This window comes from Methylobacterium gossipiicola, from assembly GCF_900113485.1.
Taxonomy (GTDB): Bacteria; Pseudomonadota; Alphaproteobacteria; order Rhizobiales; family Beijerinckiaceae; genus Methylobacterium; species Methylobacterium gossipiicola.
The window spans coordinates 178,664-197,848 of the sequence record NZ_FOPM01000001.1 but is presented as its reverse complement, the minus strand read 5'-3'; the positions used below and the strand labels follow the sequence as shown (position 1 = coordinate 197,848).

General features: G+C 68.5%; 16 protein-coding genes. 6 read left to right on the top strand and 10 right to left on the bottom strand.

Annotated features, from left to right (window positions below; translation table 11 throughout):
- Nucleotides 1-3: 3 nt before the first annotated feature.
- The gene (locus BM249_RS00870) at nt 4-1,497 is read right to left on the bottom strand and encodes an AMP nucleosidase (RefSeq protein WP_091967906.1); all 1,494 of its coding nucleotides are present in this window, start codon (nt 1,495-1,497) and stop codon (nt 4-6) included.
- 120 nt (nt 1,498-1,617) lie between these two features.
- Here BM249_RS00870 and tsaA point away from each other — a divergent pair, with 120 nt between their 5' ends.
- A complete protein-coding gene (tsaA, locus tag BM249_RS00865; RefSeq protein WP_091967904.1) occupies nt 1,618-2,109 on the top strand; it encodes a tRNA (N6-threonylcarbamoyladenosine(37)-N6)-methyltransferase TrmO in 492 nt (163 codons plus the stop codon).
- Nucleotides 2,110-2,159: 50 nt separating this feature from the next.
- Here tsaA and BM249_RS00860 read toward each other — a convergent pair whose 3' ends face one another.
- From BM249_RS00860 to BM249_RS00850, 3 genes are read right to left on the bottom strand one after another with little or no spacing between them, the layout of a single operon-like run.
- Nucleotides 2,160-5,252 (bottom strand): efflux RND transporter permease subunit, encoded by a 3,093-nt coding sequence (locus BM249_RS00860; RefSeq protein WP_091967902.1) that lies wholly within the window; start codon nt 5,250-5,252, stop codon nt 2,160-2,162.
- Nucleotides 5,253-5,274: 22 nt separating this feature from the next.
- The gene (locus tag BM249_RS00855) at nt 5,275-6,348 is read right to left on the bottom strand and encodes an efflux RND transporter periplasmic adaptor subunit (RefSeq protein ID WP_091967900.1); all 1,074 of its coding nucleotides are present in this window, start codon (nt 6,346-6,348) and stop codon (nt 5,275-5,277) included.
- An 8-nt stretch (nt 6,349-6,356) separates the two neighbouring features.
- A complete protein-coding gene (locus BM249_RS00850) occupies nt 6,357-7,478 on the bottom strand; it encodes an efflux RND transporter periplasmic adaptor subunit (protein WP_091967899.1) in 1,122 nt (373 codons plus the stop codon).
- 94 nt (nt 7,479-7,572) lie between these two features.
- Between BM249_RS00850 and BM249_RS00845 the strand changes: the two genes are divergently transcribed.
- Nucleotides 7,573-8,157: a TetR/AcrR family transcriptional regulator gene (locus BM249_RS00845; RefSeq protein WP_091967897.1), complete on the top strand. Its 585-nt coding sequence runs from the start codon at nt 7,573-7,575 to the stop codon at nt 8,155-8,157.
- A 41-nt stretch (nt 8,158-8,198) separates the two neighbouring features.
- Here the strand turns inward: BM249_RS00845 and BM249_RS00840 are convergent, their stop codons facing one another.
- Nucleotides 8,199-9,101, bottom strand: coding sequence for a histone deacetylase family protein (locus BM249_RS00840; RefSeq protein ID WP_244528514.1), 903 nt, complete (start codon nt 9,099-9,101; stop codon nt 8,199-8,201).
- Nucleotides 9,102-9,222: 121 nt separating this feature from the next.
- Between BM249_RS00840 and BM249_RS00835 the strand changes: the two genes are divergently transcribed.
- On the top strand, nt 9,223-10,383 hold the full coding sequence (locus BM249_RS00835; protein WP_091967893.1) for a ceramide glucosyltransferase: 1,161 nt from the start codon (nt 9,223-9,225) through the stop codon (nt 10,381-10,383).
- Nucleotides 10,384-10,419: 36 nt separating this feature from the next.
- Entirely contained in the window at nt 10,420-11,121 is a 702-nt protein-coding gene (locus BM249_RS00830) for a glutamine amidotransferase-related protein (RefSeq protein ID WP_091967891.1), read from the top strand.
- 151 nt (nt 11,122-11,272) lie between these two features.
- Here BM249_RS00830 and BM249_RS00825 read toward each other — a convergent pair whose 3' ends face one another.
- The 3 genes from BM249_RS00825 to dnaK all read right to left on the bottom strand — a co-directional run bounded on the left by BM249_RS00825 (nt 11,273) and on the right by dnaK (nt 15,275).
- Nucleotides 11,273-11,923 carry a class I SAM-dependent methyltransferase gene (locus BM249_RS00825; RefSeq protein WP_425284768.1) on the bottom strand — a complete coding sequence of 217 codons (651 nt, stop codon included), beginning with the start codon at nt 11,921-11,923 and terminating at the stop codon, nt 11,273-11,275.
- 171 nt (nt 11,924-12,094) lie between these two features.
- Nucleotides 12,095-13,261 (bottom strand): molecular chaperone DnaJ, encoded by a 1,167-nt coding sequence (dnaJ, locus tag BM249_RS00820; RefSeq protein ID WP_091967888.1) that lies wholly within the window; start codon nt 13,259-13,261, stop codon nt 12,095-12,097.
- Nucleotides 13,262-13,361: 100 nt separating this feature from the next.
- Nucleotides 13,362-15,275: a molecular chaperone DnaK gene (dnaK, locus tag BM249_RS00815; RefSeq protein WP_091967885.1), complete on the bottom strand. Its 1,914-nt coding sequence runs from the start codon at nt 15,273-15,275 to the stop codon at nt 13,362-13,364.
- A 402-nt stretch (nt 15,276-15,677) separates the two neighbouring features.
- On the opposite strand from dnaK, the gene BM249_RS00810 reads away from it, so the two are divergent.
- Nucleotides 15,678-16,661 carry a hypothetical protein gene (locus BM249_RS00810; RefSeq protein ID WP_091967882.1) on the top strand — a complete coding sequence of 328 codons (984 nt, stop codon included), beginning with the start codon at nt 15,678-15,680 and terminating at the stop codon, nt 16,659-16,661.
- Between the two features lie 59 nt (nt 16,662-16,720).
- Here the strand turns inward: BM249_RS00810 and BM249_RS00805 are convergent, their stop codons facing one another.
- A complete protein-coding gene (locus BM249_RS00805) occupies nt 16,721-17,329 on the bottom strand; it encodes a YqgE/AlgH family protein (protein WP_091967880.1) in 609 nt (202 codons plus the stop codon).
- Between the two features lie 189 nt (nt 17,330-17,518).
- On the opposite strand from BM249_RS00805, the gene BM249_RS00800 reads away from it, so the two are divergent.
- Nucleotides 17,519-18,001, top strand: a complete 483-nt coding sequence (locus tag BM249_RS00800; protein ID WP_091967877.1) for a peroxiredoxin — start codon at nt 17,519-17,521, stop codon at nt 17,999-18,001.
- A gap of 198 nt (nt 18,002-18,199) precedes the next feature.
- On the opposite strand, the gene thrB is transcribed toward BM249_RS00800, so the two are convergent.
- Nucleotides 18,200-19,165: a homoserine kinase gene (thrB, locus tag BM249_RS00795; RefSeq protein ID WP_091967874.1), complete on the bottom strand. Its 966-nt coding sequence runs from the start codon at nt 19,163-19,165 to the stop codon at nt 18,200-18,202.
- Nucleotides 19,166-19,185 lie beyond the last annotated feature (20 nt).

Genomic DNA, 19,185 nt, shown 5'->3' with positions numbered 1-19,185 from the left:
AGTCTAGCGGAACGGCGGTTCGTCGAAGCTCCGCAGTTTCCGCGAATGCAGGCCGTGCCGGTCGGCCCGCAGGAGATCCAGGGCGGAGAGACCGATGAGCAGGTGCTCGGCCACCGCCCGCTCGTAGAAGGCGTTGGCCGCGCCCGGCAGCTTGATCTCGCCGTGCAGCGGCTTGTCGGAAACGCACAGCAGCGTGCCGTACGGGACCCGCAGGCGGTAGCCCTGGGCCGCGATGGTGCCGCTTTCCATGTCGACGCCGATGGCCCGCGACAGGTTGATCCGCCGCCGCTCCTGCGAGAAGCGCAGCTCCCAATTCCGGTCGTCGTAGGTCACCACCGTACCGGTGCGCAGGCGGCGCTTGAGGGCATCGCTGGCCTCGCCCGTGATGTGAGCGGCGGCGGCCTGGAGGGCGAGCTGGACTTCGGCCAAAGCCGGCACCGGCACGTCGGGCGGCACGAGTTCGTCGAGGATGCGGTCGCGGCGGAAGTAGCCGTGGGCCAGCACGTAGTCGCCGATGGTCTGCGATTGGCGCAACCCCCCGCAATGCCCGACCATGAGCCAGCAATGGGGCCGAAGCACCGCGAGATGGTCCGTGATGGTCTTGGCGTTGGCGGGACCGACGCCGATGTTGACCAGCGTCGTGCCCTGCATGGCACCGTCGGGGCCGCGCGCCACGAGGTGATAGGCCGGCATCTGCGACTTGTGCCACGGCGAGGCAGCCACGAGGGCGGCGGGATCGGCGGTGGCGGCCTCTGCCCGCGAGACAGCGATGCCGCCGGGAAGGATCAGGCGCTCGAACCCCTCCTCACCGCTGGCCAGCCGCTCCAAACCGTGGCGAATGAAGCCGTCGACGTAGCGATGGTAGTTGGTCAGCAGGATCCACGGCTGCACGTCGCGCCAGTCGCAGCCGGTGTAGTGGACGAGGCGGCGAAGGGAATAATCGACCCGGATGGCGTCGAACAGGGCCAGCGGCCGGGGCGCATCGGCCAGGTCGTGCCACAGGCCGTCGGCGATCTCGTCGCCCACCACGGAGAGCAGGGGCACGGGGAAATAGGTGGCGAGGTCGCGGGGCGTCACCCCGGCGCGCCCGAGGTCGAGGCCGGGTTCGAGGACGTAGGGATACGGGATCTCCTGCGCGCTCAAGCCCACTTCGAGGCTGACCCCGTAATCGCGAACGAGGGGCCGCAGCTGGTCGAGGAGGTAGCCGCGAAAATGCGCGGGCTGCGTGACCGTGGTGGCGTAGGTTCCGGGAGCCTGGAGCTTCGCCGTTGCGCGGGAGACCCGCGGCATCGGCCCGCCCGGCTGATAGGTGAGGCGCAGTTCCGGATAGCGGAACCGGAGCCGCTCCGTGGCATCGGGGGCCGGGCCGCCGTCGAGGTAGCGAGCCAAAGCCGCCTGCAGGGCCTCGATCGCCCCCGCGTAGAGGGCGGCGAGCCGGTCCACGGCGGTCTCGGGATCGGGGACCGATTCCATCGGTCGCAATTCGTCGCGGATCACGGTGTCTCCTCGCTGAATTCTTCGCGAGATGTACACCGCCGCCCGGCGCGGTGCGACCGGATCGAGCTTGCGAGGGTGACAGGAAGCGGCCGACATGCGGCTTTGCACCGGAGCCCCACCGTGACCGCACCCGTCGAACGCCGCCCCGGCGAGGAGACCCTCGTCCTACCAGACGCCTACGACGCGGGCGTCTACTTCATCGGCCGTATCCGCACGCCGTGGGCGGAGCGCTGGGATTGCCCGAAGAACGGTCTTCAGACGGACGCCGTCTGCACCCTGATCCTCGATCCGGCCTACGGCCCGGGACTGCAGAACCTCTCGGGCGCGAGCCATCTCATCGTGCTCTACTGGATGGACGAGGCCGCGCGCGACATCATCCGCCAGCGTCCGCGCCATGCCGACGGCACGCGCGGCACCTTCTCCCTGCGCTCGCCGGCCCGGCCCAACCCCATCGCGCTGTCGGTGGTGGAGAATCTCGGGATCGAGGGTCCCTCGGTTCGCGTTCGCGGCCTCGATTGCCGCGACGGCACCCCGCTCCTCGACATCAAGCCGTATTACGCGTCCACGGATGCGCGCCCCGACGCGACGGTGGCGCGCGCCGGGGCCGCTTGAGCGAAGCCGAACTCAGCCATTTCGGAGGAGTTGAAACGGCGTTCGACCGATCAGGCCGCGTGAACCTGCCCGTCCGCCCCGTGGACCTTGCGGGGCGTGCCCTTCGGCGGCGCCTTGATCCGATACCAGCCGACATAGAGGGCGGGTAGGAAGAACAGGGTCAGGAAGGTGGCGGCCAGGATGCCGCCGATCATCGCGTAGGCCATCGGCCCCCAGAAAACCTCGCGGGCAATGGGCACGAGGCCGAAGCTCGCCGCCGCGGCGGTGAGGAGGATCGGCCGCATGCGGTGGCATGTGGCGTCGACCACGGCGTCCCAGGGCGCCAGCCCGTCGCGCTCGTACTCGTCGATCTGGGTCACGAGGATCACCGAGTTGCGCACGATGATGCCGATGAGGGCAAGGACGCCCAGGATGGCGACGAAGCCCATGGGCTTGTCGAACAGCAGCAGGGCGGCGGCGACGCCGATGATGCCCAGCGGCGCCACGCTGGCGACGAGGAACAGCTTCTGGAAGCTCTGAAGCTGGATCATGAGGAACACCGCCATGGTGAGCAGCATCACCGGCGCCACCGCCGCGATGGGACCCTGGCCCTTGGCGCTCTCCTCCACGGCACCGCCCACCGCGAGGGTGTAACCGTCCGGCAGACTCTTGGTGAAGGCCGTGATGTCCTTGTCGAGTTCCGTCACCACGGTCTGCGGCTGCGTGCCATCGGAGATGGAGGCCCGCACCGTGATGGTGGGCAGGCGATTCCGGCGCCAGACGATGGGCTGTTCCAACTCGTACCCGATGGTGGCGAAGGCGAGAAGCGGCACGACGTTGCCGTTGGCGAGCGGGATCTGCAGGGTCGCGAGGGTGTCGAGGGAGTTGCGCTCCACCGCCTGGGCGCGGCCGACCACGTTGACGAGGTAGATGGCGTCGCGCACCTGCGTGATCGCTTGGCCCCCGACGATGCCGTTGAGGATGCCGGCGATGTCCTCGGAGGTGACGCCGAGCTGGCGGGCCTTGTCCTGGATGATGTCGACCTTCAGCACCTTGCCGGGCTCGTTCCAGTCGAAGGTCGGGACATTGAGGTGCCCGTTGGCGCCCACGATGCTGGCGAGCTTGAGGGCGTGGCCGCGCAGGGCCTGGAGATCGGGGCCGCTGAGGCGGTACTGCACCGGGCGCCCCACGGGGGGCCCGAGATCGAGGGAGTGGATGAGGAAGTCGGTGCCGACGAATTGTTCGCGCGCCAGGGCTTCGAGCTTCACCTTCATGCGCTCGCGGGCCTCGATGGACTTCGTCTCGATGACGATCTGGCCGAAGAAGGCGTTGTCGAGCTGCTGGTCGAGGGGCAGGTAGAAGCGCACGGCGCCCTGTCCGACATAGGAACTCCAGCGCGCGATCTCAGGATCACCCTTCAAGGTGGCCTCGAACCGGTCCATCTGCGCCTTGGTCTCGGCGATGCTGGCGTTCTGCGGCAGGGTCATGTCGACGAGGAGTTCCGGTCGGTCGGACGCCGGGAAGAATTGCTGCTGCACGTGGCCCATGCCGACCAGGGCCGCCGCGAGAAGGCCGATACAGGCCGCCACCGTGGTCCAGCGCCAGCGCATGGCGACGAGCAGCATGGCGGAGAAGGCCCGCATGACGCGGCCCGGCTGATCGTGCGGCTTGTGCTTCATGGTGGCGGGCAGGAGCTTCACGCCGATGAGGGGCGCGAACAGGACCGCCACCACCCACGAGACGAGGAGCGAGGCTGCGATGACCACGAACAGGCTGTAAGTGTACTCGCCCGCCGAGGAACCGTTGAAGCCGATGGGCAGGAAGCCCGCAACCGTCACAAGGGTACCGGTCAGCATCGGGAAGGCCGTGGAGGTGTAGGCGAAGGTCGCGGCCTTCTTCAGGCTGTCGCCGACCTCGAGGCGCGCGACCATCATCTCGACGGTGATCATCGCGTCGTCGACGAGCAACCCGAGGGCGATGATGAGGGCGCCCAGCGAGATGCGCTGGAGGGTGACGCCCATCACCTGCATGACCACGAACACGATGGCCAGCACCAGGGGGATCGACAGGGAAACCACGAGGCCGGCGCGCCAGCCCAGACTCACGAAACTGACGGCGAGCACGATGACCACGGCTTCGACGAGGGCCTTGGTGAAGCCGCCCACCGCCTCCTCGACGATTCTGGGCTGGTCCGACACGAGGTGGATGCCGACGCCCACGGGCAACTCGCCTTCGAGCTTGCGCATCCGCTCCTTCAGGTCGTGGCCGAAGGTCAGGAGGTTGCCGGAGGGCTGCATGGCGATGGCGAGGCCGATGGCCGGCGCGCCGTTGTAGCGGAACAGGGCGGTCGGCGGATCGGTGTAGCCGCGCGAGATCTCGGCGACGTCGGACAGGCGGAAGAACCGGTCGTTGACCCGCAGATTGATCGCCCGGAGGCTGTCTTCCGACACGAATTGCCCGCCGACCCGCACCGAAACCCGCTCCGGCCCGGCCTGGATCACGCCGGAGGGCGCGATGGCGTTCTGGCTCTGCAGGGTCTTGATCACCGAGTTCATGTCGAGGCCGAGGCCCGCGAGCTTGCGCACGGAAAAGTCGAGGTAGATCACCTCGTCCTGGGCGCCGAGCAGCATCATCTTGCCGGCATTGGGGACGGATTTTAGGTCGGCGCGCACGCGCTCCACGTAATCGCGCAGCTGGCGCATGCTGAGACCGTCGGCCGTGAAGGCGTAGATGTTGCCGAACACGTCGCCGAACTCGTCGTTGAAGAACGGCCCCTGCATCCCTTGCGGGAACGTGCCCTTGATGTCGCCGATGCGTTTGCGGACCTGATAGAAGATCGCCGGAATGGTTTTCGGCGGCGTCGTCTCGCGCAGTTGCACGAACACCGTGGCCTGACCCGGCGTGGTGTAGGAGCGGCTGAAATCGACGGCGTCGATCTGCTGCAACTCTTTCTCGATGCGCTCGGTGACCTGATCGAGGGTATCGCCGATGGTGGCGCCGGGCCAGCGGGCCTGCACGATCATGGTCTTGATGGCGAAGGGCGGGTCCTCCTCGCGGCCGAGCTTCCCGTAGGCGAGCACGCCGGCGAGCATGGAGATCAGCATGAGGAACCAGACGAAGGAGCGATGCTCCAGGGCCCATTCCGACAGGTTGAAATTTTTCACGGGGTCAGTCTCGCGAACCGGGTCAGGGCGTGGCGTCGGGCAGGCGAACGGCCTGGCCCTCGCTCAGCGAATGGATGCCGGCCACGACCACGCGCTCGCCGGCGGTCAGGCCGTCCGTGACGGTGGCACGCCCCGCATCCCGCTTCGCCACCGTCACGGCCCGGCGGCTCACGGCCTTGCCGGCGGCATCCACGAGCCAGACGAAATCGCGATTCTCCGCCGTCAGGATGGCGGCCGAGGGCAGAGGAAAGTAGGGCGCGACCCGCCGCGACAGGGAGACCGTGAGGGTCGAGCCGAGGCGGAAGGCCGGGGACGGCGCCAGCAGGGTCATGCGGATGCGGCGTGTACGGGTGATCCTGTCGGCGAACGGGGCCGTCTCGCGGACGCGGGCCGTGGCGGTCACGTCGGGCGCGCTCTGCAGGGCGACGGTGAACACCGCGTCCTTCGGCATCGCGCCGACGAGGTCTTCCGGGATATCGACCACCGCCTCCCGCTCCTCCGGACGGGCGAGGGTGAGCACCGCCTGGCCGGCGCTGAGCACCTGACCCACTTCCGCCGAGCGCACCGTGACCACACCGTCGAAATCGGCGTGGAGTTCGGTATACCCGATCTGATCGCGAGCCTTCTGCAGGCTGGCCTGCGCCTGGGCGAGGCGGGCTTGGGCGGTGTCGCGGCTCGCCACGGCACTGTCGAGCTGGGCCTGGGTGACGTTGCCGCCGGCGAGCAGCTTGCGCCGACGGCTCTCCGTGGCGCTCGCATTCTCGGCCTGGGCCTCGGCATCGGCAAGATCGGCTTCCGCCCGCGTCAGGGCGAAGCGTGGCACCACGGGATCGAGGGCGGCGAGGCGCTGCCCCTTCTTAACGACATCGCCCACGGTGACGTCGCGGGCGACCATGCGCCCGGCGATCTGAAAGCCGATCTCGGATTGGTAGCGCGGCGCGACGAAGCCCGCAAAGGGGCCGAACATCTCCGTGGCGACGGGCTTGGCGGTGACCGTCAGGACGGGGCGGACGGGCGGCGGACCGGCCTCCTGCTCGGGCTTGCAGCCCCCGAGGGCAAGGGCGGCGGCGAGGGCCAGGATGGGGCGGCGCAGCATGGGGCGGATCACCGGGCGGCTCCGAGGATCTGAGCCACGGCCACGGTCTGCCCCGGCCGGAGCAGCTGGATGCCGGCGATCACCACCTCCTCGCCGGGCTCGACGCCACTCGCCAACGCGATGGTGTCGGGGGCGTAGCGCTCCAGGGTGACGGCGCGCGGCGCGACCGTGCCGGTCTTGGGGTCGCGCACCCAGACGGCGGGGCCATTCTGCCAGCGGTAGAGGGCCGACCACGGCAGGACGATGGCCTCGCGGGGATGGAACTTGCCGGTGCCGATCACCACGGCCCCGAGGGACATGGCGGGCGGTGTCGATTCGAGGCCGACCTTCACCCGCACGGTCCCGGAGGCGGCATCCACGCTCGGCGAGATTTCCCTTACCCGGCCGACCGCCGTCACCGTCGGATCGGCCTGGAGGGCGATGGCCACGGTCTCGCTCTCCGGGGGCGCCGCCAGCACCGCCTCGAAAATGTTGAACACGGCGTCGCGCGGCCCGTCCTGGGCCATGGTCATCACGGTCTGGCCGGCCTGCACCACCTGCCCCACCTCGAAGGACCGGCTGAGGACGATGCCGTCCACCCCGGCCTTGAGATCGGTGTAGGAGAACTGCTCCTGCGCGGTGCCGAGGGCCGCCTTGGCGGAGTCCACCGCCGCCTGGGTGGTGCGCAACTGCTGCTCGGCGTCATCGTAGCTCGGGCGGGTGGTGTAGCCGCTCGCCATCAGGCTTTCCTGACGCTTGAAGTTGACCCTGGCCTGGGTGAGCAGGGCTTCGGCCGAGGTCAGGGCCGCCTGCGCGTTGGCGAGGTTGGCGCGCTGCTCCTGCGGATCGAGGCGGGCCAGCACCTGATCGGCCCGGATGTGATCGCCGACCTCGACGAGGCGCGCCGCGATCTTACCGGGCGCGCGAAAGGCGACGTTGACCTGCGACTGTGCCTCGATGTCGCCCGTGAAGATGAGATCGGAACTGATGGTGGTGCGCTTGGCCACCACCGTGCGGACCAGGGCGAGTTCGGGTCCCGTCCCCGCGCCGGGCTTGGCCTCTTCGGCCCTGGCCGTGGCGAGGCAGGCGACGAGGGTGATCGTAAGACCCAAGGGGCTCACCCAGGGCCGGACCGCTGAAAACCCCGTCATCGCTTCCCGCCCGTCCCGCCCGTGCCCCTATCGGCGACGATCCATATCGGCTATCTTACCAACCGTCCAGACGGTTTTGAGTACAGGCAGGGCGATGACGAAGGCGCGCACGCGGCGCGAAGACCGCCCGGCAATCATCCTCGACGCCGCCGAACGGCTCATCCGGCGTTCGGGGACACGCACCCTCACCATCGATGCCGTGGCGGCGGAAGCGTCCTTGAGCAAGGGCGGCGTGCTGCACCATTACGGCTCCAAGGATGCCCTGATCCAAGCGCTCGCCGAGCGCAAACTCAGCGTTATCCGCGACAGCATCGCGGCCCACGAGGCCGAGCAGGGACCCGATCCGGCGGCCCTCCCCCTCGCCCTCATCGCCCATGCCCGCCAGATTTACGCGGACGAGGAGGGTTTTCCCCGCGCCCTGCTCCTCGCCTCGGCGGAGAACCCGGAAGCCTTCGCGGGCTTCAATGCCTTTCTCAAGGAGCGTCTCGCGCAGATGGAGGACGTGGCCTGCTGCCCCGGCGCCGGGGCGGTCCTCACCTTCGCGGCCCTCGGCCTGCTGCTGACGCGGACGCTGGGCTTCCACACCATCGAGGGGGCGGACCTCGCCCGGCTGTTCGACGCCATGGAGCGGATCGCCCGAGACTTGCCGAAGGGTGGCACCGATACCGGACCTCGATGAGCCCGGCTCAGAGAGGTTTTTGATAGGAGAAGATGTGACGCTCACGCCTGCGCCGCCAGGGCCTCGAACACGAGGGCGTGGCGGGCCGCGAGGGCATCGATATCCGTGGCGTAGCCGCCCCCGATCACCGCCACCAGGGGAATGCCGCGCGCCCGCGCCGCCGCGACCACATGCCGATCCCGGGCGGCCAGCCCTGCATCCGTGAGGGCGAGGCGGCCGAGGCGGTCGTCGCGGTGGGGATCGACGCCGGCATTGTAGAAGACGAGATCGGGCGCGACGGCGTCGAGCACCGGGCCGACATGGGCCTCCAGGGCCGCGAGATACCCGGCATCCTCAAGCCCGTCGGGCAGACCGACATCGCGGTCCCCGGGGATCTTGCGCGTCGGATAATTCTTCTCGGCATGGAGCGAGAGGGTGAAGAGTTCGGGCGTCTCCGACAAGCAGTCGGCGGTGCCGTCGCCCTGGTGAACGTCGCAATCGACCACGACGGCACGGGTGATTCGGCCCTCGCTCAGGAGGGTCCGGGCCGCGATGGCGACATCGTTGAAGATACAGAATCCGGCCCCCGTCTCGCGCCGGGCGTGGTGACTGCCCCCAGCGGTGCTGCCCGCGAGGCCGTGCGCCAGGGCGAGGCGGGCCGCCAGAAGGGTTCCGGCGACGGAGGCCCGCGAACGGGCGAGTACGCTGGCTTCCAGGGGCAGCCCGATCTCGCGGGCGACGGCGCGGGGCACGTCGAGGGCGAAGATCGCGTCGACATAGGCGCGGTCATGCACTCCGGCGATGAGGTCCGGCCCCGCCGGCTCCGGGCGAACGAAGCCGCGGGGCGCCAATCCCTTCGCGGCAACGACCTCCGACAGGCGGCGATACTTGCCCATGGGGAAGCGATGCCCGTCCGGGAGTGTCGCCTGATAATCCGGGTGGTAGACGATGGGAGGAACTCCCACGCGAACATCCTCCGCAGCCTGCCGCGCGACCGTCATACGATTGAAGCGGAGCGGCTGTTAGGCCCGTCACGATGACGGGGGCGCGGCACGATGTCGGCCCTTCGCGGGGGAGATTCGACGGATGCTGGACGACGCCTGGACCGGGACGGACCTCGCCCTCGTGCTGTGCCTCGCCCTGACCCTCATTAACCTCGCGAGCCTCGGTCTCGCGGCCCTGCGCCTCGGGGGCCGGCGGAGCGCCTCGATCTTCCCGGCGGAGGCGCCCATGTCCCTCGTGCGCCCGGTCTGCGGCGTCGAAGCCTTCAGCGAAGAGATGCTCACCCGGGGCTTCCGCCTCGCCCATCCGAACTACGAACTCATCTTCTGCGTCGCCGACCGGGCCGACCCCATCGTGCCCCTCGTCCGCCGCCTCATGGCGGCGCATCCGGATATCCCGTCGAGCCTCATCGTCGGCGACGAGCGCGTCAGCGACAATCCCAAGCTCAACAACTGCGTGCGTGGCTGGGAAGCGGCGCGCCACGATTGGGTGGTGCTCGCCGATTCCAACGTGCTGATGCCGCCGGACTACCTGCAGCGCCTGCAGGCGGCGTGGCGGCCCGATACCGGCCTCGTCTGCTCGACGCCCATCGGGGCGCGGCCGGACGGCTTCTTCGCCGAGGTCGAATGCGCCTTTCTCAACACCCTGCAGGCCCGCTGGCAATATGCCGGCGAGGCAGTCGGTCTCGGTTTCGCCCAGGGCAAGAGCATGCTCTGGCACAAGCCGTTCCTTGACGCGCGAGGCGGTATCCGGGCGCTGGCCGCGGAGATCGCCGAGGATGCGGCGGCGACGAAACTAGTGCGGGCGGCGGGCGCACATGTCCACCTCGTGGCGAGCCCGTTCGAGCAGCCCCTGGGCCGGCGCCGCCTCGCCGAAGTCTGGTCGCGCCAGTTGCGCTGGGCCCGCCTGCGGCGGGTGACCTTCCCGGCCTTCTTCGCGCCCGAGATCGGCACCGGTCCGATCCTGCCCTTCGGCCTCGCCCTGCTGGCGGCCCCCTCCCCGACCCTCGCCGGCTGGCTGTGCGGCCTCGCCGCCCTCTGGTACGCTGCGGAATATGCCCTTGCGTTCCGGGCGGGCTGGTATCGCGGGCCGCGCCTGCTCCTCGCCTTCCTGGTGCGCGACACCCTGTTCCCGGCGATCTGGGCCGGGGCCTGGATGCGGGGCGCCATCCTGTGGCGTGGCAACGCCATGGATATCCGCCCCAAGCCCCCTGCCCGCCTGCGGACACGGCCCACGGCGGCCTGAGCTTCCGGGGCGCGACGTGCCCTGGTAAACCGGGCCATGAAGATCGGCATTCTCGAGACCGGCAACCCACCCGAGCGCCTGGCAGCGAACTACCCCACCTACGGGCGGATGGTCGCCGACCTCGTCGGCCCCGGCCACGCCTACACCCACTACCCCGTGCTCGATGGCGTGCTGCCGGCCGACGCATCGGTCGAGGATGCGTATCTCGTCACCGGCTCACCCGCCGGGGTCTACGAGCCCCTGCCGTGGATCGCCGCCCTCGTGGCATTCCTGCGGTCCGTCCCCGCAACGACGCCCCTCGTCGGCATCTGCTTCGGCCATCAGGTCATGGCGGCGGCCTTCGGCGGACGAGTGGCGAAATCGGAGAAGGGCTGGGGCCTCGGCCTGCACACCTATGCCGTCCACGAACGCGCGCCATGGATGGACGATGCCACGGACATCGCCGTCCCGGCGATCCATCAGGATCAGGTGCTCGAAAAACCGCCCGGCGCCCGGACGCTCGCCGGCAACGCCTTCACGCCCCATGGCGTCCTCGCCTACGACGAAAGGCGGGCGCTCTCGTTCCAGGTCCATCCGGAATTCACGGCCGACTACGCCACCGCCCTGATCGCCGGGCATCGCCCGGAGGTGCCGCACGTGCCGGCAATTCACGAAACCGCTCTCGCCTCGCTCACACGTCCGGGCGATGGGCCGCGCCTCGGCGGCTGGATCAGGCGCTTTCTCGAAACAGGGACTTGAGGGGGGTGCGGGTGGTCAAAAGCGACGCACTCTGCGAGCTGGCTTACGCTTGCGATAGGCTCGCCAAGCCGCCGAACTCAATGTCTCCCAGGGTGCAGGGCGAGAGGGGCATCTGGACCGTCTCCCGAAGACTATGCCCGTCGAAGCGTTTTCAGGGTCGGCGGTAGGCCCAGACGCGGGCGGGGGGCAGGTTGAGCCAAACGCGGTTGGAGCGGCTCGCCGTGTAGGTGCCGGCGTCGCAGCGTTCGGGGATCGGTGGCACCACCGCGTAAGTGAACTGCACGAAGGGCGCGCCCGGCTGCATCAGCGCATGGGCGGCGTTGAGGAGACCGAGGCGCTGTTCGAGGGGCTTCGTGAACAGCGGCAGGCTCGACACCGTGGCGGCGGCTTTTTCACCGATCAGGGCGCCGACCGTAGCGGTGATGTCGTAGGCGTCACCCTGCACGATGGTGGCGCGGGGGAACCGCGTCCGCAGCAGGCGACAGAAATCCGGGCTGTACTCGATCAGGATCAAGCGCTCCTGCTCGATGCCCCGGCGAACCAGGGCTTCCGTCACCGGGCCGGTGCCGGGTCCGAGTTCGATCACCGGACCGGGTGTGCGCGGATCGACGTAGGACGCCATGGTGCGGGCGAGCATCTTGCCCGACGGCGTTACCGAACCGGTGACCAGGGGCCGCTCGAACCACGAGCGCAGGAAGCGGGCTTCGTCTTCAAGGGAATCGCGGCGGGGGCGCTTGACGGCGGGCGCAGCGTCCAGGGACGTGGAGAGGAGCTTGGTTCTGGGACGGCGGAGCGGCGGCAAGACCCTAGGCCCTCAGATCACGGGTTGGGAAGGAAAGGCTAGACGCCGAAGGCTCCGGACAGTCAAGCCGACATCCGGAGTCCGGCGTTGGTCCGCCCGCCGGTTCGGCCGAACGATGCGGTCCAGCCACAGGCACAACCGGCGACGACGCGGTTCGATCCAGCCGCACGGTCACTGGCGTGCGGCACCGCCGCCGAAGCCGTCGAAGAAATCACGGACCTTCGAGAAGAACCCGGCGCTTTCCGGATGATTGTCGTCGGAAGCCGACTGGCCGAACTCCTGTAGCAATTCGCGCTGCCGCTTGGTGAGATTCTGCGGCGTCTCGACGAACACCTGGATGTAGAGGTCGCCGACATCGCGCGAGCGCAGCACCGGCATGCCCTTGCCCTTGATACGGAATTGCTTCGCCGTCTGGGTCCCGGCGGGGATTCGAACCTGGGTCTGGGATCCGTCGATGACCGGCACGGTGATCTCACCCGAGAGGGCCGCCGTCACCATGTTGATCGGCACCCGGCAGAACAGGTCGGCGCCGTCGCGCTGGAAGAATTCGTGTGGCTTGATGGAGAGGAAGACGTAGAGGTCGCCGGCCGGACCGCCGCGCAGGCCGGTCTCACCCTCGCCGGCGAGGCGAATGCGCAGGCCGTCATCGACACCCGCCGGCACGTTGATGGACAGGGTGCGTTCGCGGGTGACGCGGCCGCTGCCCGAGCAGGCGCCGCACGGATCGTCGATGACCTCTCCGCGCCCGTGGCAGGTCGGGCAGGTGCGCTCGATGGCGAAGAACCCCTGCGCCGCCCGCACCCGGCCGTAGCCGCCGCAGGTCTGGCACGGGCGCGGCTTCGAGCCGGCCTTGGCGCCCGTTCCGGAGCAGGTCTCGCAGGTGACGGCGGTCGCCATCTTGATGGTCTCCGCCTTGCCGGCGAAGGCCTCCTCCAGGGTGATTTCGAGGTTGTAGCGGAGATCCGCCCCACGCTCGCGGGTCGAGCCGCCGCGCGCACCGCCCCCCGCCGCGCGGCCACCGCCCGCCGCCCGTCCGTCGCCGAAGAAATTGTCGAAGATATCCGACATGAAGTCGCCGAACTCGTTGCCGAATCCCGGACCACCGCCGCCCTGCTGGAAGGCGGCATGCCCGAAGCGATCGTAGGCCGCGCGCTTCTGGCCGTCGGAGAGGCATTGATACGCCTCGTTGATTTCCTTGAACTTGATCTCGGCTTCCGCATTCCCGGGATTGCGGTCCGGATGATAAGTCATGGCGAGCTTGCGGAAAGCGACCTTCAGCTCACTGTCGGTCGCGGTCTTGGAGACGCTCAGAATCTCGTAATAATCCCGCTTCGACATACCCGTTCCTACCGTCCCCCGATGCGCCGGTCCGCATCGTCATCGTCACCAGACATGGCGCGGGGCCGGATCGCTCCGGCCCCGCGTCGATTGCGAGGCGTTATGCCCGCTTCTTCTGGTCCTTGTCATCGACTTCCTGGAAGTCGGCATCGATGACGTCGTCCTTCTTGGCATCGCCGGTCGGCGCCTCGGCACCGGCCTCGCCCGCCTGATTGGCGGCGTACATGGCCTCGCCGAGTTTCATCGAAGCCTGCATCACGTCAGTGGTGCGCGCCTTGATGGTCTCGACGTCGTCGCCGTCGAGGGCCGTGCGGAGCGAGGTGATCGCCGTCTCGATGGCCGCCTTGTCGTCGGCCGAGACCTTGTCGCCGTACTCCTTCACCGACTTTTCGGTGGCGTGCACGAGGCTCTCGCCCTGGTTCTTCACCTCGACGAGTTCACGGCGCTTCTTGTCCGCCTCGGCATTGGCCTCGGCGTCCTTGACCATCTTCTCGATATCCGCGTCCGAGAGGCCGCCCGAGGCCTGAATGCGGATCTGATGCTCCTTGTTCGTCGCCTTGTCCTTGGCGGTCACGTTGACGATGCCGTTGGCGTCGATGTCGAAGGTCACCTCGATCTGCGGCATGCCGCGCGGGGCCGGCGGAATGCCCATGAGGTCGAACTGGCCGAGCAGCTTGTTGTCGGCCGCCATCTCGCGCTCACCCTGGAAGACCCGGATGGTGACGGCGTTCTGGTTGTCCTCGGCCGTCGAGAAGGTCTGAGACTTCTTTGTCGGGATCGTGGTGTTGCGGTCGATGAGACGGGTAAACACGCCGCCCAGGGTCTCGATGCCCAGCGACAGCGGGGTCACGTCGAGGAGCAGCACGTCCTTCACGTCGCCCTGGAGCACGCCGGCCTGCACCGCCGCGCCGATGGCGACGACCTCGTCCGGGTTGACGCCCTTGTGAGGCTCCTTGCCGAAGAACGACTTCACGACTTCCTGGATCTTCGGCATGCGGATCATGCCGCCGACGAGCACGACCTCGTCGATCTCGGAGGCCGAGACGCCGGCATCCTTGAGCGCCTTGCGGCAGGGCTCGATGGTGCGCTGGACGAGATCGTCCACTAGGCTCTCGAACTTGGCCCGGCTGAGCTTGAGCGCGAGGTGCTTCGGGCCGGAGGCATCGGCCGTGATGTAGGGCAGGTTGATCTCGGTCTGGGTCGCCGAGGACAGTTCGATCTTGGCCTTCTCGGCAGCCTCCTTCAGGCGCTGCAGCGCGAGCTTGTCCTTCGTCAGGTCGATGCCCTGCTCACGCTTGAACTCCGCCGACAGGTACTCGACCACGCGGTTGTCGAAATCCTCGCCACCCAGGAAAGTATCGCCGTTGGTCGACTTCACCTCGAACACGCCGTCGCCGATTTCGAGGATCGACACGTCGAAGGTGCCGCCGCCGAGATCATAGACCGCGATGGTGCCGGACTTCTTCTTGTCGAGGCCGTACGCGAGGGCCGCGGCAGTGGGCTCATTGATGATGCGCAGCACTTCGAGGCCGGCGATCCTGCCGGCATCCTTGGTGGCCTGACGCTGGGCGTCGTTGAAGTAGGCAGGCACCGTGATGACGGCCTGCGTCACCGGCTGACCGAGATGGGCCTCCGCGGTCTCCTTCATCTTCTGAAGGGTGAAGGCCGAGATCTGCGACGGCGAATACTTCTTGCCGTCGGCCTCGACCCAGGCGTCGCCGTTGTCGCCGCGCACGATGGAATAGGGCACCAGGCCCTTGTCCTTCTGGGTCATGGGGTCGTCGTAGGTGCGGCCGACGAGACGCTTGATGGCAAAGAAGGTGCGCTCGGGGTTCGTGACCGCCTGGCGCTTGGCCGGCTGGCCGACGAGGCGCTCGCCCTCGTCCGTGAAGGCGACGATGGACGGCGTGGTGCGGGCACCTTCCGCGTTCTCGATGACCTTGGGCTGCGAGCCTTCCATGACGGCGACGCAGGAATTGGTGGTGCCGAGGTCGATACCGATAACTTTACCCATGGTGGGATCCCTTTGTTGTGCTGGTCAAGCAGACCGCCGAGCCCCGAAGCAGCTCGGCCCATGGCAGTGGAGACTTGGCTGTGAGAAACTGAAGATTGGCGAGCGGGGTCGGGACCGGACCGGGCGTCGAAGAACGCTCAGGCTCGGGTCATAATCCCGCGTCCCGCCGCATATAAGAAGGGTGATGCGGGGCCGCAAGGCGATGAGAACGGCGAACCGAACGGATCGGCCGCATCCGCGTTATCCCATTCTCCTGATTGAGGGATCGGCGCCGCGACCATGACTTTTCCGGTGCGCGCGACCCATCTCTTGTTGTACCGATGCCACGTTCAAGCCATGGCCCGCATGGTAGTTTGAAGCCAGGCCGATTTCGCCTCAAGCTCCTCCGGCCGGAAAGTCCCGATGCCTCCGTTGAACCGCGCCCTTCTCCTTGCACCCCTGTTGTTCGCGATACCGGACGCGGCCCATGCGCAGAACTTCTTCGAGGAGTTGTTCGGGATCGGGCGGGCCGCCAAGCCGCCGGTGCCGCCCCGTGGTGTTCCCGGTGGCCCGGTGCCGGGCGCCCCCGTCGCCCCGCCGCCGGGCGAGGCGCCCCCCGCCGTCGAGGCGCCCCGCGCGCCCCCGCCGCCGAAGCAGCCCGTGGTCCTCAAGGCACCGTCCGAGGACAACGTCATGGGGCAGGAATTGCTGCGCAACGGCCTCGACGGAAACCTGAAGCTGGAGAAGACCGGCGGCACCGTCACGGCCCGCCTGACCCTTCCGGGCACGAAGGTGTCGTCCCCGGCCGAGAGTTGCACGGTGCCGTGGAACGACGGCGCGCCCGCCACCCTGACGGCCGAAGGCCGCCCCGATGGCCTCGCCCGTTTCGACGGGGCCGGCGCCGCCTGCCCCCTGCGGTTCGAGGTGGTGGAGGGCGGGGTGTTCGTGACCTCCCTCTCCGGCTCCCCCGTCTGCACCGTGGCGGCCTTGGACTGTGCCGCCGCGCCGACGGGTTTGTGGGGACCGGCCGCCGCCACCCTGATCCCGCGTTCGGCCGAGTTCGACACGGCGCGCGGCACGGCCGACCGGGCGGTACGCGAAAACTACAAGCTCATGACCCAGCGGGCGAAGGGGCAGGATGTCCGCCCCATCGTCACCGAGCAGGCGGCGTTCTCGTCCGACCGCGAGCAGACCTGCCGGACCTATGCGCGCGAGGGTGCCCATGGCTTCTGCAACCTGCGCTTCACGGAAGGCCGTGCCCTGGCGCTGGCGACACGCCTCGGCGTCAACACCGCCACCGCCGCCCCCACGGCCTCGGCGGCGCCCCGCCCCCGCCGCAAGCCACAAGCCCCGGCCGTCGAGGGCATGAATCCCGACGCGGGCGGCGCGCCGGGTTTTCCGGAGTAAGGGTTTCCAAAGGGATCATCCCTTGGCCGGGTGTCGGGCCGAGCCCGACGAACCCGGCCTCAAGCGTGGCCGGCGGTCACCGACAGCATGGCCGGATCGACGCCGATGCCCCGCAGGGTGCGCTCGTATTTGGCGTCGAGGGCCGTGTTGAAGATGAGGTCCGGATCCGCCGGGCAGGTGAGCCAGCCATTGGCCAGGATCTCGTTCTCGAGCTGGCCCGGTTGCCAGCCGGCATACCCCAAGGCCAGCACGGCGCTGGCCGGGCCGTCGCCATTGGCAATGGCGCGCAGGATATCCACCGTGGCGGTGAGGCAGATGCCGTCGTCGATGATCAGAGTCGACTGATCGATGTGGAAATCGTCCGTGTGCAGGACGAAGCCCCGCTTGGCGTCGACGGGGCCGCCCATGAGCACGGGCATATGACCGACCCGCTCGCGCAATCGGATGGCGTCCGCCTCCTTGGCGACATCGAGCTGAATCAGCAGGTCCGGCATGCTGAGATTGCCCACCGCCTTGTTGAGGATGATACCCATGGCCCCATCGGCCGAATGGGCGCAGAGATAGATGACAGAGCGCGCGAACCGCGCATCCGTCAGGCCCGGCATGGCGACGAGGAACTGACCGTCGAGATAGGCCGGCTCGGCCTTCGGGGAGGATGGGGTCTGCATGGGCCCATGCTACGCTCCTCGGGCGACGGGTCCAAGAACCAAACGCCGGGGCAGGACGACGAACCGAGCGGTTCGACACAACGATGCACCAACCGCCATGTGCACGGCCCCGGTCGTCGCCTCGACAGCCCCGGAGGCGCGGGATAGACCGATGGCGAAAACGGGCGCCGCGCCCTCAGGAGAGCACCCATGACCATTCAGGTTGGCGACCATCTGCCCCAGGTGACCTTCCGCGTCAGCGGCAAGGACGGCCCCGAGGCCCGCACCACCGACGACATCTTCAAGGGGCGCCGCGTCGTCCTCGTCGGCGTGCCGGGCGCCTTCACCCCGAGCTGCCATCGCAATCACCTGCCGGGCTTCGTCGAGAAGCAGGCCGAGATCAAGGCGCGCGGTGTCGACGCCATTGCCATCACCTCCGTCAACGATGTGTTCGTCCTCGACGCTTGGCAGAAGGCGAGCGGCGCCGAGGGCCTCGAGTTCCTCGCCGATGGCAACGCCGAATTCGCCAAGGCGATCGGTCTCGAAATGGACGGCACCGGCTTCGGCCTCGGCCCGCGTTCGAAGCGCTACGCCGCGCTGGTGGAAGACGGCGTGGTCCGCATCCTCAACATTGAGGATTCGCCCGCCAAGACGGAAATTTCCGGGGTGGATGCGCTGCTGAAAGTGCTCTGAGACGTCGAATAGACTTGATTGAAAAGGCCCGGCGCCCAGCGCCGGGCTTTTTCTATTTTGACATGAATCAAGATTGTCATCCTGGGGCCGCATAGCGAAATCCGGCACCCGCGATCCAGAGCCCTCGACCTCGGAAAGCCGGCTTTCGTTCGCGGCTCTGGATTCCGAGTCCCCCCCCCGGAATGACAGCGGGATGGATTACTCCACCCAGCCGTAATCCCCTGCTCCCGTCACCCCGCGATGGAACGTCAGGCGACGGTCGTATTCCAGCGGGTCCTTCGGCTGTACCAGGGCGCCGGGCGGCACGTTGAGCCAGTCGACGAGGCGGGTGAGGAGGAAGCGCAGGGCCGCGCCCCGGCAGAGGATCGGCAGGGCGGCGACCTCGTCGGCTCCCAGCGGCCGCACGGCCTCGTAGCCGGCGATGAGCGCCGCGCCCCGGTCGCGGTGGAAAGTACCGTCCGCGTCGAAGCACCAAGCGTTGAGGCAGATGGCGAGGTCGTACGCGAAGGCGTCGGTGCAGGCGAAGTAGAAGTCGATGAGGCCCGAGAGGTCGTCGCCGATGAAGAATACGTTGTCGGTGAAGAGATCGGCGTGGATCACCCCCGAGGGCAGCCCACGCGGCCAGCCGGCCTCGACGACGGCGAGATCGCCGCACACCCGCGCGGCCAGCCCCGGCGACACTCCGTCGGCCTGTGCCTCGGCGCCCCGGAACAGCGGTCCCCAGGCTTCGACCGACAGGTTGTTGTCGCGCCGCATGCCGAAATCGCTGCCGGCGGCGTGGAGCCCGGCGAGGGCGCCCCCGAGGGCACGGCACTGGTCGGGCGTCGGCCGCTTGACCGAGACACCCTCGAGGAAGCTCACGATCACCGCCGGACGGCCGCAGAGTTCGCCCAGCGCCACGCCGGCCCGATTGCGGATGGGCTGCGGGCAGGCGAGGCCGCGCGTGGCGAGGTGTTCCATGAGGTTGAGGAAGAACGGCAGGTCGTCCGCCCGCACCCGCTTCTCGTACAGGGTGAGGATATAGGTGCCGGCCGTGGTGTGCAGAAAGAAGTTGGTGTTCTCGACCCCCTCGGCGATGCCCTTGTAGGAGAGCAGCGTGCCGATGTCGTAGGCGGCCAGGAAAGCGGTCAGGGCCTCGTCGGAGACCTCGGTGTAGACGGCCACGGGCGGTTCGCTCGAACGTT